This is a genomic window from Enterobacter sp. BIDMC 27 (genome assembly GCF_000534415.1).
GTDB classification, from domain to species: domain Bacteria; phylum Pseudomonadota; class Gammaproteobacteria; order Enterobacterales; family Enterobacteriaceae; genus Enterobacter; species Enterobacter hormaechei_C.
In genome coordinates this window covers 2,242,635-2,257,226 of sequence record NZ_KI973178.1, presented here as the reverse complement: position 1 = coordinate 2,257,226, position 14,592 = coordinate 2,242,635, and the positions used below count along the sequence as shown (strand labels likewise).

At 53.9% G+C, this 14,592-nt stretch carries 13 protein-coding genes and 3 tRNA genes; all 16 read right to left on the bottom strand.

Annotated elements, in window-relative coordinates; translation table 11 throughout:
• Positions 1-19: 19 nt before the first annotated feature.
• Positions 20-95: transfer RNA gene (locus L463_RS11965), tRNA-Lys, on the bottom strand.
• Between the two features lie 3 nt (positions 96-98).
• Positions 99-174, bottom strand: a tRNA-Val gene (locus L463_RS11970).
• Positions 175-201: 27 nt separating this feature from the next.
• A tRNA-Lys gene (locus L463_RS11975) sits at positions 202-277 on the bottom strand.
• A gap of 161 nt (positions 278-438) precedes the next feature.
• A complete protein-coding gene (cpoB, locus tag L463_RS11980) occupies positions 439-1,227 on the bottom strand; it encodes a cell division protein CpoB (RefSeq protein ID WP_017384961.1) in 789 nt (262 codons plus the stop codon).
• Between the two features lie 9 nt (positions 1,228-1,236).
• Positions 1,237-1,758 carry a peptidoglycan-associated lipoprotein Pal gene (gene pal / locus L463_RS11985; protein WP_003858578.1) on the bottom strand — a complete coding sequence of 174 codons (522 nt, stop codon included), beginning with the start codon at positions 1,756-1,758 and terminating at the stop codon, positions 1,237-1,239.
• 34 nt (positions 1,759-1,792) lie between these two features.
• Positions 1,793-3,085, bottom strand: coding sequence for a Tol-Pal system beta propeller repeat protein TolB (gene tolB, locus L463_RS11990; protein WP_017384962.1), 1,293 nt, complete (start codon positions 3,083-3,085; stop codon positions 1,793-1,795).
• A gap of 100 nt (positions 3,086-3,185) precedes the next feature.
• Positions 3,186-4,433 carry a cell envelope integrity protein TolA gene (tolA, locus tag L463_RS11995; protein WP_026094363.1) on the bottom strand — a complete coding sequence of 416 codons (1,248 nt, stop codon included), beginning with the start codon at positions 4,431-4,433 and terminating at the stop codon, positions 3,186-3,188.
• A 28-nt stretch (positions 4,434-4,461) separates the two neighbouring features.
• Complete coding sequence (gene tolR / locus L463_RS12000; RefSeq protein ID WP_003858589.1) at positions 4,462-4,890, bottom strand: colicin uptake protein TolR; 429 nt, start codon at positions 4,888-4,890, stop codon at positions 4,462-4,464.
• A 3-nt stretch (positions 4,891-4,893) separates the two neighbouring features.
• A complete protein-coding gene (gene tolQ / locus L463_RS12005; protein WP_003858590.1) occupies positions 4,894-5,586 on the bottom strand; it encodes a Tol-Pal system protein TolQ in 693 nt (230 codons plus the stop codon).
• Complete coding sequence (gene ybgC, locus L463_RS12010) at positions 5,583-5,987, bottom strand: tol-pal system-associated acyl-CoA thioesterase (RefSeq protein WP_003858593.1); 405 nt, start codon at positions 5,985-5,987, stop codon at positions 5,583-5,585. Before ybgC ends, tolQ begins: the two co-directional genes overlap by 4 nt.
• Positions 5,988-6,135: 148 nt before the next feature.
• The gene (gene ybgE / locus L463_RS12015; protein ID WP_003858596.1) at positions 6,136-6,426 is read right to left on the bottom strand and encodes a cyd operon protein YbgE; all 291 of its coding nucleotides are present in this window, start codon (positions 6,424-6,426) and stop codon (positions 6,136-6,138) included.
• The gene (gene cydX, locus L463_RS12020; RefSeq protein ID WP_003858598.1) at positions 6,426-6,539 is read right to left on the bottom strand and encodes a cytochrome bd-I oxidase subunit CydX; all 114 of its coding nucleotides are present in this window, start codon (positions 6,537-6,539) and stop codon (positions 6,426-6,428) included. The genes ybgE and cydX overlap by 1 nt, the downstream gene beginning before the upstream one ends.
• Before the next feature lie 14 nt (positions 6,540-6,553).
• Entirely contained in the window at positions 6,554-7,693 is a 1,140-nt protein-coding gene (gene cydB, locus L463_RS12025) for a cytochrome d ubiquinol oxidase subunit II (RefSeq protein ID WP_032102604.1), read from the bottom strand.
• A 15-nt stretch (positions 7,694-7,708) separates the two neighbouring features.
• A complete protein-coding gene (gene cydA / locus L463_RS12030) occupies positions 7,709-9,277 on the bottom strand; it encodes a cytochrome ubiquinol oxidase subunit I (protein ID WP_003858601.1) in 1,569 nt (522 codons plus the stop codon).
• Positions 9,278-9,956: 679 nt separating this feature from the next.
• Complete coding sequence (gene mngB, locus L463_RS12035; protein WP_032673168.1) at positions 9,957-12,593, bottom strand: mannosylglycerate hydrolase; 2,637 nt, start codon at positions 12,591-12,593, stop codon at positions 9,957-9,959.
• Positions 12,594-12,616: 23 nt separating this feature from the next.
• Positions 12,617-14,533, bottom strand: a complete 1,917-nt coding sequence (mngA, locus tag L463_RS12040; RefSeq protein ID WP_023296137.1) for a PTS 2-O-a-mannosyl-D-glycerate transporter subunit IIABC — start codon at positions 14,531-14,533, stop codon at positions 12,617-12,619.
• Positions 14,534-14,592 lie beyond the last annotated feature (59 nt).

Sequence of the window (14,592 nt, the reverse complement as noted above, 5' to 3'; positions counted from 1 at the left end):
CACTCGGCACCAATAAAATTGGTGGGTCGTGCAGGATTCGAACCTGCGACCAATTGATTAAAAGTCAACTGCTCTACCAACTGAGCTAACGACCCGAGTGGTGGGTGATGACGGGCTCGAACCGCCGACCCCCTCCGTGTAAAGGAGATGCTCTACCAACTGAGCTAATCACCCACTCTGTACTGCCGGAACTGCTTTAAGTGGTGGGTCGTGCAGGATTCGAACCTGCGACCAATTGATTAAAAGTCAACTGCTCTACCAACTGAGCTAACGACCCACTTTTGCGCTGCTTTCACGTTGTTTGATATCCCGTGGCAACGGCGGCATATATTACTGATTTAAGAATTCTGCGCAACAAAAATTTCGATGAAGATCACTTAACTGCTTAGGAATCATGCTGCACGACCAGAAATGACGCGATTTCTGGTCATGCGATAATCAACCCATCGAACTCAAACGTTTTTGCGCTTGTTTGGCGCCGTCTGTACCCGGGAATTTCGCAACCACCTGCTGATAAACCGCTTTGGCTTTTGCAGTGTCGCCTTTGTCCTGCATGATCACGCCGACTTTATACATCGCATCAGGCGCTTTCGGTGATTTCGGGTAATTTTTCACCACAGAGGCAAAATAAAACGCCGCATCATCCTTTTTACCCTTGTTGTAATTCAACTGACCCAGCCAGTAGTTCGCATTTGGCTGGTAAGTGGAATCAGGGTACTTCTTAATGAAGTTCTGAAACGCAACGATAGCATCGTCCTGCCGCGATTTGTCCTGCACCAGGGCAATGGCCGCGTTGTAGTCCGTATTCGCGTCACCGCTCTGTACAGGCGCACCAGACGACGCGGAGGCATCAGCCGCAGGTGCAGGCGTTGCCGCACCGCTTTGATCGCCTGCTGCTGGCTGTGCTGCTGCTCCGCCGCTGTTCAGGCTATCCATCTGCAACAAAATTTGCTTCTGGCGCTCCACAACCTGATTAAGCTGATACTGACTCTCCTGGATCTGACCACGAAGGGAATCAATATCATTCTGGTTATCGGAAAGCTGCTGCTGGAGTTGAGTTAAAAGCTGGCTGTGAGCGTTAGAAATACGCTCGAGTTGAGTGACCCGGTCTTCTACCGAGCCTGAGCCGACACTACTGATTGGTGCCTGAGCAAAAGCGGCCCAGGGGGCCGCTATTCCAACCAGTAACGACAGACTCATCAGATGATGTCTGAAGTTACTGCTCATGCAATTCTCTTAGTAAACGAGTACGGCACGACGGTTTTTGGAGTAAGCCGCTTCGTCGTGACCCAGTACTGCTGGTTTTTCTTTACCGTAAGAAACGATGGAGATCTGGTCAGCAGAAACGCCTTTACCCTGGAGGTACATTTTAACAGCGTTTGCACGACGTTCACCCAGGGAGATGTTGTACTCCGGAGTACCACGTTCGTCCGCATGACCTTCTACGGTGACTTTGTAAGACGGGTTGCTACGCAGGAAGTTTGCGTGCGCATCCAGCATTGCAGCGAAGTCAGAACGGATGTCGTATTTATCCAGATCGAAGTAAACGATGTTGTTCTGCTGTAACTGCTGCATCTGAAGACGCGCTTGCTCTTCAGAAGACATATTGCCATTGCCGTTAGCGTCCATACCGGTGCCGGCACCCATCATGCCTTCGCCGCTCTGGTCATTGCTTGCGTTCTTGTTAGAAGAACACGCTGCGATTGCCATAACAGGCAGAGCGATCATCAGCCCCTTCAGCACTTTGTTCAGTTGCATTTCTAAGATTCCTTTAGTAATCAATTAATTATTATTACAGATACGGCGACCAGGCAGGTGATTTTACCTGTCCATCAGTTGCCGGAAGACGCGCTTTGAAACGCCCATCTGTAGAAACCAGATTCAGCACGGATCCCATCCCCTGAGAAGAGCTGTAGATTACCATGGTGCCGTTAGGTGCCAGACTTGGCGTTTCATCCAGGAACGTTGACGACAGTACTTGTACGCCCCCCGTTACCAGATCTTGTTTGGCAATGTGCTGCTGACCACCCGCAGTACTGACCATTACCATTGTTTTACCATCGGCACTGACGTCAGCATCCTGGTTCTGAGAACCTTCCCAGGTAATACGCTGCGCTGCTCCGCCGTTGATATTCACTTTATAAACTTGTGGACGACCTGCCTGGTCAGACGTAAAGGCCAGATTCTGGCTGTCCGGGAACCAGGTTGGCTCAGTGTTGTTGCTACGACCATCCGTGACCTGACGGATCTGACCAGAACCAATATCCATCACGTACAGGTTCAGGCTACCGGTTTTAGACAGGGCAAACGCCAGTTTGGTACCGTCCGGAGAGAACGCAGGCGCACCGTTGTGACGCGGGAATGACGCAACCTGACGCACAGCACCGTTAGAGAGCGTCTGGATAACCAGCGCGGAACGGCCGCTTTCGAAGGTCACGTACGCCAGCTTAGAGCCGTCCGGAGACCATGCCGGAGACATCAGCGGCTGTGGTGAACGGTGTACGGTGAACTGGTTGTAGCCATCGTAATCAGAGACGCGCAGCTCATAAGGGAACTGGCCGCCGTTGGTCTGTACTACGTACGCGATACGAGTACGGAACGCACCTTTAATACCGGTCAGCTTCTCAAACACTTCGTCACTCGCCGTATGGCCTGCGTAACGCAGCCACTGCTTGTTCACCTTATACGTGTTTTGAGCCAGAACGGTACCCGGCGCACCGCCGGTATCCACCAGCTGATAAGCGACGTTATAGCCGCCGTCTGGCGCAGGAGTAACCTGTCCGACAACCACGGCATCAATACCCAGTGCAGACCATGCAGCAGGTTGAACTTCCTGAGCGGTACCCGGCTGCTGCGGCAGACGAGAACGATCTAAGGGGTTAAATTTACCGCTGTTACGCAGGTCAGCTGCAACAATGCCGCCAATGTCTTCAGGCGCAGCGCCCGGGCCTGCCCACTGGAACGGAACGACACCGATTGGACGCGCTGAGTCGTTCCAGTCGGTAATGTCGATGCTTACTGTGGCATGCACTGCTGACGTCAACAGTACTAAAAAACCAAAAGCTAATCGTAATGCCTGCTTCATCATATCTCCCTTATCCGAACAATAAGTCCTGGATAATTTAGCAGAAGGTTAACAAACTCAAATACACAAAACTATCAGAACCCGATAACCGCAGCTCTGCTTATGGCTTAAAGTTCAGCGAAGCGTCTTTGAACACTTCATAGACAGCCTGTGACGGAGGTTTTGGCAGTTTTGCCTGATTCACTGCCACAAGTGCAGCCTGGCATAACGCTTCATCTCCCCCTTCTGACTCAACGCTCAGCACCATACCATCCGTAGCCAGTTTAATATGCAGTCGGCAGGTTTTCCCGGTATAGAGCGATTTATCGTTAAGTCTGCTGGCAATAGCCGCAGCAATCTGATTCTTATAGTCGTTGATCTCAGCACCAGAGGCACCGTTGTTCTTAGTGTTACCACTTCCTGCCGGTGCTGCGTTACTTCCTTTCGCCCCACCGCCCGTTTTCGGTGCATTCTTACCGGAGCTCAGGTCGCCCAGCAGATCGTCAACCCCTGCGGCAGCGGCTTTTTCCGCAGCAGCGGCCTTTTTAGCTGCGGCTTTTTCGGCAGCCGCTTTCTTATCAGCAGCGGCTTTCTCAGCTGCCGCTTTTTTATCAGCAGCGGCTTTTTCCGCAGCGGCGGCTTTTTCTGCCGCAGCTTTCTCGGCGGCGGCCGCTTTTTTCGCAGCATCGGCAGCCGCTTTCTTCTCTGCTTCCTGCGCAGCTTTTTTGGCGGCTTCCGCTTCGGCTTTCTTCTGTGCGTCAGCGGCCGCTTTTTTCGCCGCTTCGGCTTCTGCTTTCTTCTTCGCATCAGCAGCGGCTTTCTTCGCTGCTTCGGCTTCCGCTTTCTTCTGCGCGTCAGCAGCCGCTTTCTTCGCCGCGTCTGCGGCTAACTTAGCCTGAGCATCTGCCTGCGCCTTCGCGTCTGCTGCGGCTTTGGCTGCCGCCTCTTCCGCCTGCTTCTGCTGTTCCTGAGCTTTCTTCGCTGCGGCTTCAGCCTGTTTCTGCTGCTCCGCCTGCTCTTTAGCGGCTTCCTGCGCCTGCAAACGCTCTTTCTCAAGCTGCTTCAGACGTTCCTGCTCGGCGGCCTGCTTTTCACGCAGCTCTTCCGCCTGCTGTTGCGCCTGTTTTTCACGCTGTTCTTCCGCGCGTTTTGCGCTCGCCTGCTGCTGTTGCTGGCGATTATAGTTCTGCACTACCGCACCGGGATCCACCATGACGGCGTCGATGGACGAGCCCCCACCGCCGCCTGATGCATCAAGGTGCTCATCGAACGAACTCCAGATCAGCGCTGCAAAAAGAATTACGTGCAGCACTGCGGAGACGATTATCGCTCGCTTAAGCTTGTCGTTCTGTTCGGTTGCCTTTGACACTATCGGTTCCCAAAAACTACGCAGATGATCAAATAGGCTGAGTCATTAAGCCAACTGACTTAACGCCCGCGCTATGTAGCAAGTTCAGCGCTTTGATAATTTCATCATATGGTACGTCTTTCGCACCACCGATTAAGAAGACCGTCTTCGGATTTGACTCCAGGCGTCGTTGCGCTTCAGCAATAACCTGCTCTGGCGGAAGCTGATCCATACGATCTTTCTCTACCACCACGCTGTACTGCCCTACGCCGGAAACCTCAATGATGACCGGAGGATCGTCATTGGTGCTTACCGCCTGTGATTCTGTCGCATCCGGCAGATCAACTTCCACGCTCTGGGTGATGATGGGCGCCGTCGCCATAAAGATCAGCAGCAGCACCAGCAGCACGTCCAGTAACGGAACGATATTGATTTCGGACTTGAGCTCGCGACGACCTCGTCCACGCGATCTGGCCATGGTTTACCCCTTGTTGCTCTCGGTGCTGGTAAACGCCTGACGATGCAGAATCGCGGTGAACTCTTCCATAAAGTTGTCGTAGTTCAGTTCCAGTTTGTTCACGCGCTGGTTCAGACGGTTGTACGCCATTACCGCCGGAATTGCGGCGAACAGACCGATTGCGGTCGCGATCAGTGCTTCGGCGATACCCGGTGCAACCATCTGCAACGTTGCCTGCTTCACCGCCCCCAGGGCGATAAAGGCGTGCATGATCCCCCACACCGTTCCAAACAGGCCGATATACGGGCTGATGGAGCCAACGGTTCCGAGGAAAGGAATATGCGTTTCAAGATTTTCCAGTTCGCGGTTCATGGAGATGCGCATCGCACGCGACGCTCCTTCTACCACGGCTTCCGGCGCATGGCTGTTAGCGCGATGTAAGCGAGCGAACTCTTTGAAACCGCTATAGAAAATTTGTTCGGAGCCTGAAAGGTTATCACGGCGTCCCTGGCTTTCCTGGTACAGACGAGAAAGCTCAATACCCGACCAGAACTTATCTTCAAACGCTTCGGCTTCGCGGCCGGCGGCATTGAGGATACGCGTTCTCTGGATGATGATGGCCCAGGATGCGATTGAAAAACCAATCAAAATCAACATGATAAGTTTAACCAGAAGGCTTGCCTTCAGGAACAAATCAAGGATATTCATGTCAGTCACTGCTTAAACTCCGCGACAATAGACTTAGGAAGCGCACGAGGCTTCATTATGGTTGGATCAACACAGACAATCAGGACTTCAGCTGAGTTCAGTACCGTATTCTCTGCATTGACTATCCGCTGCGTGAAAACCAGTGAAGTTCCGCGCATTGATGTAATTTCTGTTTGAACTTCGAGCATATCGTCGAGTCTGGCAGGCGCAAAATACTCAAGCGTCATCTTGCGTACCACGAAGGCAACTCGCTCAGCCAACAGCACCTGTTGACTAAAGTGATGATGGCGCAGCATCTCTGTGCGTGCCCGTTCATAAAAAGCAACGTAGCTGGCGTGGTAGACCACACCACCGGCATCAGTATCTTCGTAATAGACACGTACCGGCCATCGAAACAGCGTTGTATTCACTTTACATCCCGGTAATACAAGAAAAGTTGGAGCTTTCAAACTTCGCTACTATACGCGCGGGAATGATGGTTTGGAATGGGGGAAAGTAAACGGAGAGTAAATTTTTATGGGCCAGGGTAAGCCCATAACGTTAACGGACATTTCTTATTCAGAAGAAGAAGAAAATCAAACCGGCGAGGAGAACCAGATCGGCAATCAGTGGGCAGAAGATGCCCTGCCAGTGAAGCGCTTTCGGACGAAAGCCGACACCGTGAATCACGCCTGCGCACACCGCCCACATAATCAGGAAGCCGTGCCAGATTTCAAGCTCGCTGGTTTTCGCCGCGAAGCGCGACGGGTCCCAGAAGATACAGCCTGCCAGCAGTAATGCCATAATGAGGGAAAGCGCCCTCAAGGGGCGCTTATCCATTACCGCATATAACGTTGCGATAATATTCATTAGTGCTTTTCTTCACCTGCTTTGGTCGCTTCTACATGCTCAAGCGCCAGGGCAGTGATGACACCAAACGCACAGGCAAGAAGCGTCCCTAAAATCCATGCGAAATACCACATATTCAGCTCCTTACTTAGTACATAGAGTGGGTGTTGCTTTCGATATGTTCTTTAGTGATACGACCGAACATTTTCCAGTAACACCAGATGGTGTAAGCCAGAACAATCGGAACGAACACGCAAGCCACATAGGTCATTAAGTTCAGCGTCATATGGCTGGACGTTGCATCCCACATGGTCAGACTGGCATTCATCATGGTGCTGGATGGCATCACGAACGGGAACATCGCAATACCGGCCGTCAGGATGATGCACGCCAGCGTCAGGGAAGAGAATACGAACGCCAGAGCGCCTTTCTCCAGACGAGACGTCAGCACGGTCAGCAGCGGCAGCAGCACACCCAGAGCCGGGATAGCCCACAGCACAGGGGTATTGGTGAAGTTCACCAGCCATGCACCGGCCTGACGCGCCACCTCTTTGGTCAGCGGGTTAGACGGCGCAGCATGGTTGATAGCAGACGTCACCACGTATCCATCAATACCATACACCACCCACACGCCTGCCAGCGCGAAGCAGACCAGCGTCACCAGCGCCGCCACCTGAGCGGTAGCGCGGGAACGCAGATGCAGTTCACCTACGGTACGCATCTGGAGATAGGTTGCCCCCTGGGTGATGATCATCGCCACGCTCACCACGCCCGCCAGCAGACCAAACGGATTCAGCAGCTGGAAGAAGTTACCGGTGTAGAACAGACGCATATATTCGTCGACGTGGAACGGTACGCCCTGCAACAGGTTACCGAACGCCACACCAATGACCAGCGGTGGAACGAAGCTACCGATGAAGATGCCCCAGTCCCACATGTTACGCCAGCGGGTGTCTTCAATCTTGGAACGGTAGTCGAAACCCACCGGACGGAAGAATAAAGAAGCCAGCACCAGAATCATCGCCACATAGAAGCCGGAGAACGCAGCCGCGTAGACCATCGGCCAGGCAGCGAACAGCGCGCCGCCTGCGGTGATCAGCCACACCTGGTTACCGTCCCAGTGCGGGGCGATGGAGTTGATCATGATTCGACGCTCGGTGTCATTACGACCGAGGAAACGGGTGAGCATGCCCACGCCCATGTCGAAACCATCGGTGACCGCGAAACCAATCAGCAGAACACCGATCAGCAGCCACCAGATAAAACGCAATACTTCATAATCGATCATTTGATGACTCCTGTCTTAGCGTGCCGGCTGAGTAGTCGCAACAGACTGCTCGTAGTGGTAGCGACCGGTTTTCAGGCTGCTTGGGCCAAGGCGCGCGAACTTGAACATCAGGAACAGTTCAGCCACCAGGAACAGGGTGTACAGACCGCAAATGAGCAGCATGGAGAAGATCAGGTCGCCTGCGGTCAGGGAGGAGTTCGCTACCGCTGTTGGCAGCACCTCACCGATCGCCCACGGCTGACGGCCATATTCCGCAACAAACCAGCCGGACTCGATAGCAATCCATGGCAGTGGGATACCGTACAGCGCGGTGCGCAGCAGCCATTTTTTCTCACCGATACGGTTACGAATGACTGACCAGAACGAGGCCGCGATGATCAGCAGCATGATAATGCCGCAACCCACCATGATGCGGAACGCGAAGTACAGCGGCGCAACGCGTGGAATAGAGTCTTTGGTTGCCATCTGAATCTGCGCTTCCGTCGCGTCGGAGACGTTCGGGGTATAGCGTTTCAGCAGCAGACCGTAACCGAGGTCTTTCTTCACGTCGTTAAATTGATCGCGAACGGCCTGGTCGGTAGAGCCGGCGCGCAGCTGTTCCAGCAGCGAGTAGGCTTTCATCCCGTTACGGATACGCTCTTCATGCTGCACCATCAGATCTTTCAGGCCAGTCACCTGTTTGTCGACGGAGCGCGTGGCGATAATACCCAGAGCGTAAGGAATTTGAATGGCGAAGCGGTTTTCCTGCGCTTCCTGGTCAGGCACGCCGAACAGGGTAAACGCTGCCGGTGCCGGCTGGGTTTCCCATTCAGCTTCAATTGCGGCGAGTTTGGTTTTCTGCACGTCGCCCATTTCGTAACCGGATTCATCACCCAGAACAATAACGGAAAGAATCGCGGCCATACCGAAGCTTGCTGCGATAGCGAAAGAACGCTTGGCAAAGGCGAAGTCGCGGCCGCGCAGCATATAGTAGGAGCTAATGCCCAGCACGAACATCGCGCCGCACACATAGCCAGACGCCACGGTGTGAACGAATTTAACCTGAGCAACCGGGTTCAGGACCAGCTCAGCGAAGCTGACCATCTCCATACGCATGGTTTCGAAGTTGAAATCAGATGCGATTGGGTTTTGCATCCAGCCGTTCGCCACCAGGATCCACAGTGCGGACAAGTTGGAGCCTAATGCCACCAGCCAGGTTACCGCCATATGCTGGACTTTACCCAGACGGTCCCAACCGAAGAAGAACAGACCTACAAAGGTGGATTCGAGGAAGAAGGCCATCAGACCTTCAATGGCCAGCGGCGCACCGAAAATATCCCCCACATAATGGGAATAGTAAGACCAGTTTGTCCCGAACTGGAACTCCATGGTCAGACCGGTTGCCACGCCCAGCGCAAAGTTGATACCAAACAACTTGCCCCAGAACTTGGTCATATCTTTATAAATCTGTTTGCCGGAGAGGACGTAAACCGTTTCCATGATGGCCAGCAGGAACGCCATACCGAGCGTCAGCGGCACAAACAGGAAGTGGTACATCGCGGTCAAGGCAAACTGTAAGCGCGACAGTTCGACTACGTCTAACATTATGACTCCTTGCTCATCGCATGAAGACTCCGAGAGTGAACCCCGTTAGATAAGGATCCACACGCATGCCCCAATACAAAGTAATCTGCTTCCCTTCTTCGTTGCTTATTCTCTACATGAGGAAAAAGCAATGATGAAAGGTTACAAATACGTTAAGAAAAAACCAAATTGATCCCGTAAATATAATACGCTGCAAAACCCTTACAATAAACAGGTTTTTATTCGAACAGATTTACGTTTTTCGACGGCGATCAATTTATAGCAAAATTACCACTTTTCGGCCATTTTGATCGGGAACAATTTAACGCCTTTCGGAGCCTTTTTCCAAGTATTAAACATTGATTTAAATCAAAAACAGTCAGAGCTGTTAATGATGTTTCTTTGTGGTGCGGATAGTAAAAACCTTGTTAACAATATGTATATTTAAAGGCGTTATTGGTTATAAAAGCCAGAAGATAATATAAACAGTTGTGATTTTTATTAACGCGCAAGAAAAAACGCATTTTGCCGGAAGATAAACATATAATGTTATCTGCTTCACAGTATTTTTCTTTCGCTTTGCTACCCGCCGAAGCGATTACATTTCATTCACCTTTAATAATCTTAAAATTAACACCCTTTCGTGACTATTTGATGAAATAAAGGCCGCATTCCTGCGGCCTTTATTTTGTTCGGAGGATTACCTTTCAATTTTTATGCTAAAGGTGCGTGACTGGCCTGGCCGGAACGGTCCCGTAATGGCTGAACCCTCCTCCCCTTGCGCCTTGCACACCTCATTCATGTCCGTTTCGCAACAGGCCTGGACCTCACGGTTCACAGACAAAGCCACGTCACAGGAGCGGGTCTCCGAAGGGTTGTACAGACGAAGAATCATCTCGTCACGATCCTCCGCTTTTTTCAGCGCACTGAGTACGCATCCGTTAGGCGCCAGCGTTAGCAGGCTATAGCTACAGGGAGTGGTGAAAGAGGCGCGGTTAAGCTTCATCGCATCCCACGGGATTTTGTTATAACAGTGCACTGGCGTTAACCACGACTTCGCCTGCTGCGCAACGCCAGCACTGACTGGCGTACCATTAAAACTGAACAGGCTAAAGCGACAGGTTAACTGGCCCCGCATCTGCGAATCCGGCACCGGCATTTTGATCCCGGACGGTCTGCCGGGGCGCAGCAGTAAATCTTCCTTCCCAAGCACCCCCACGCCGCGAAGCAACGTCAGGGCAAACGTTTTTTGACGCTCGCCAGTCACTTCAAATTCGCGCAACCCTTCGGTAAACAGCGCCATTCCGTTACGCCGTTCCTGGAGCACCGCGTAGTTGAGCAGATTCCACACCGGCAGCGGCGCTTCCTTCCAGCCCTCCTCCTGCCAGTTCGCCATCGCTTCATCCTGTACAGGTCGCGTCAGCGAACCGAACTGGGTATCGGCTAACACCGTGTCTGTGGTAAATGGCGTCGGGATCAGCACCCGCACACGGTGGTCATCCGCGTGATTTCCGAGACGCGCCTCAACGTCGATACGTCGGCTGTTATGGCTGAGCGTGACCGTGAGTTCTGCCTCAAGCGTTCCCGTCTGCTGACGCGCAGAACGTTCGGCGAGATCCGCCGGCACCGCCATGCGATGGCGGATCACCGCCCTGCTCTGCCAGGCCTCGTGGATCACCTCAACCTCATGCTCGCCCTGAGCGGAAGTGAGTCTCCACTCTTCCCGTGAAGGCGAGTAGTCGTACTCATCGCCATCATCCGAGCTCTCTTCTATTTCCAGCACGCGGTCATAGATAAGCCCGGACGCTTTATCGAGCAGACGCAGGGTGCCGTCGTCGTTTAACGTTATTTCCCAGAAAGCATTTTCCAGCAACGCCTCCGACGATTTTTCTGCCGCCAGCAGCTTGCCGGCCACGTGCGGCTCGATATAGAGCGTGCGGTAACCCATTGATGGCAGGATCTGATTGAGCTGGATATCAAACTCCATAAAGGGATCGTAGTTACCGTAATGCACAATCTGCCGGTCAATCAAGCCGGGGTCGATTTCACGCGCGCTGCGCAGGCAGTAAGGGATTTCATTCCCCCTATCGTCCAGCAGGCGGAACTGGCTGGCGCGCAGACGTATCGTGGTGTTAATCACTTCCTCACGCGGCCAGGGCGTGAGGTTAAACATCACCAGTTTGTCTTCCTCGCTCTGTGGCATGTTGTCGACAATCTTGCGCATATAGAAGCATGTCAGGTTATCGGCCATGTCTTCCGCCAGCTCGAAGCGTGACATCACCTCACGATGCACTTTGTCACTACAGCAGCAGCCGATACTGTCATGGGCGTGATTCTTGAGGATCTCTTTCCACATTTTTTCCAGCAAACCGTGGTGATACTCAAAGCCCAGCGTCCAGGCAAGCGTGGCCAGCGGCTCAAGGACGTTGACGATTTTATTCTCTATCCGGGCGTGGGCGATTTTAATGTCCATCCGCGTGGAGCCTATCGTCCGGTGCACCCGCATATATTTACCGTCAATAAACTCCCCTTTCAGCGTCGCCAGTTCATCGCGGTGCACGTCAATGTGGTCAAACACCTTCTCGAAGCGGCTCATCACAAACTGACGCTGCGGATAGATTTCGCGCAGCTTATCCATCACCGCAAAGATGTTCTGCTGGAGCGGCATCTGATCATGGCCGTTAGGCAGTAAAATTTCTTTCGTCACGGAGGCTTTTTCCAGCACCTCGAAGTACGTGTCGAGCCGTTTGCGCAGCCCGGCCTCATCCTCCGGTAAGTACTTACCAATCGCGTAGCCCAGCGGTAGCACCTGTGCCGTCACTTCGCTGCCGTCCTGACTTTGCCAGAGAAATTCGGTTTTATCGGTACCGTGCCGCTCGGAACACCCGCGCCAGAACATGGTGCGCGTGATGCCAAAACCGTTGTAAATGTGCGGCAGCTGGGAAGACATGCCGAAGGAGTCCGGCAGATAGCCAATTTTCATCGGCTCGCCAAAGGCCAGACAGTCGCGAATGCCGTACATCAGATTTCGGACAATCGACTCGCCGGAGACAAGGGTGGTATCCGTCTGGGTATACCACGGCCCGATAATCAGTTTCCCGGCCGCCACCAGCGCCTTCACGCGTGGCCTGTTTTCCGGTTTCACGGCAAAATAATCTTCCAGCACCGCCGTCTGGCCGTCGAGAACGTAGTATTTATACTCTGCGTCCTGCTCAAGACGGGTAAGGATCTCTTCCATATTATTGACCAGAAGAATACGTGACGCTTCGGTGGTGAAGTACCACTCCCGGTCCCAGTGCATATGTGGCGTGATATGAACGCGAGATACAGCTTTCATCTTCGTTTCCTGTCAGTGCGTGTTTAGGAGGGTACGTCTTCAGTCACGTAGGTGCCGCTCTTCACGGCCTGGCGTCGCCAGAGCAGTAAAATGAGCGTAGAGATTGCGGCGCCAATCAGCGCGGCGCCAAACCAGCCAACAGCGGCCATCACGCCGCCCAACCCGGCATCATGCAGTAAGAAGAGCGAGAAAATGCCCGCGCCGGGGGTGGATAGCCCAATCCCCATCGCCCCGACAATCGCTCCGGTCGCCATTGACCCCAGAACAAATGAGCCGATGACCCGCAGCGGATCTTCGATAGCCATCGGAATTGCCCCTTCGGTGATGCCCGCCAGCCCCAGCAGCCATGTGGACTTGCCGGTTTCAATTTCGAACTGTTTGAACAGGTTCGGAGCCAGCATCGTTGATGCCGTCACGGTAAAGGCCGATACCATTTTGACGGAGGCAAAAATCGCATAAGGCCCGTATACGCCATTGGCCATCGCTCCCAGACAGAACGCGTAAGAGGCTTTGTTGACCGGACCGCCCAGATCGAACGAGCACATAAAGCCCAGGATCGCCCCCAGCAGCAGCGCGTTCGCGCCGGACAGACCGTTAAGCCAGGCGGTCAGGGCGTTATTGATCCAGGCCACCGGTTCGCCGATCACAAACAGCATCAGGCTGCCTGCGCCCAGCACGCCAATCACCGGATAGAGATAAAAGGTCAGAAAGCCGTTGTAGCGGCTACTCAGCCGGATGTGGTTTTTCACCCAGCTCATCAGGTAGCCCGCAATCAGCCCGCCGACGATGGCCCCGAGAAAACCAGAGCCGATCATATTGGCGGCAAGACCCGCCGCAAAGCCGGGCGTAAGCGCAGGTTTATCCGCCAGCGAGTAAGCGGTATAGGCCGCCAGAACAGGCACCATCAGAATACCGAGCATCCCGCCGCCCAGTTTGCGGTACATCCACAGCCACGAGTTTTCCTGATCGAACAGATGCTGCAAGCCCAGGATTTGCGCCAGTAGTACCGACACGGCCAGCACCGTGCCGCCAGCGACAATCAGCGGCACCGCAAAAGAGATACCGCTGAGCAGCGCCTGCTTGAGTTCGGTTTTAACGCACTTTTTCGCGTCCGTGTCGACGTGCGCAGGACGCGCATCGGATACAGGCTGTAGCGCCAGCGCACGCTCAATGAGCGCTTCAGCATGGCGTAAGGGTTCCGCGACGGGCACGGAAATGGCGGGGATCCCCTGAAAACGCTCACGCTCTTTGATCGCCACTTCCGCCGCGAAGATACACGCTTTTGCCTCCTGCAACTGCTGCGCGGTGATGCGCCCCTCAATACCATTCGCCCCCTGCTTTTCGACCACCACATTGACGCCGAGCTTACGTCCCGCTTTTTCGAGATATTCCGCTGCCATGTAGGTATGGGCGATCCCGGCCGGACAGGCGGTTACGCAGACGATCGTCGGGGCATTCTCCGCAACGGCGGTTTCTTGTGCGTCAGGCGCCGTCTCCAGCGCCGCAAGCACCGCTTCCGCGCTGGTCGCCGTCATCACGCGCGCCCTGAGCTCGTCATCCGCCAGGCGAGACGTCAGTTCCGTCAGGACCTGAATATGCGTTGACCCCGCTTGAGCGGGAGGAATGGCGAGCAGAAAAATCAGCTCGACCTCCTCCGGCCCGTCCACGCCTTCCCAGGCCAGCGGCTCGCGCAGTGTGGCCACGGCAAAAGCCGCTTCCTTTACCGCCACTGATTTACCATGGGGTACGGCCAGCCCCTCGCCCAGCGCCGTCGGGCCAAGCGATTCCCGATGGAAAACGTCTGCCAGAAACGTATCGGCGTCGGCTATTTTGCCCAACGCCACCAGCCGCGTCGCAAGCTGACGGATTGCCTCATCACGGCTGGTAAACTGCGCCTGCACGCAGACAGCACGGGGGTCGGTCAGAGTCGTCAGGTTCATAAGATCCTCACCTATCCAAAGTTATTGTCTGGGGAGGATTGTGGCAGACCAGATAATAC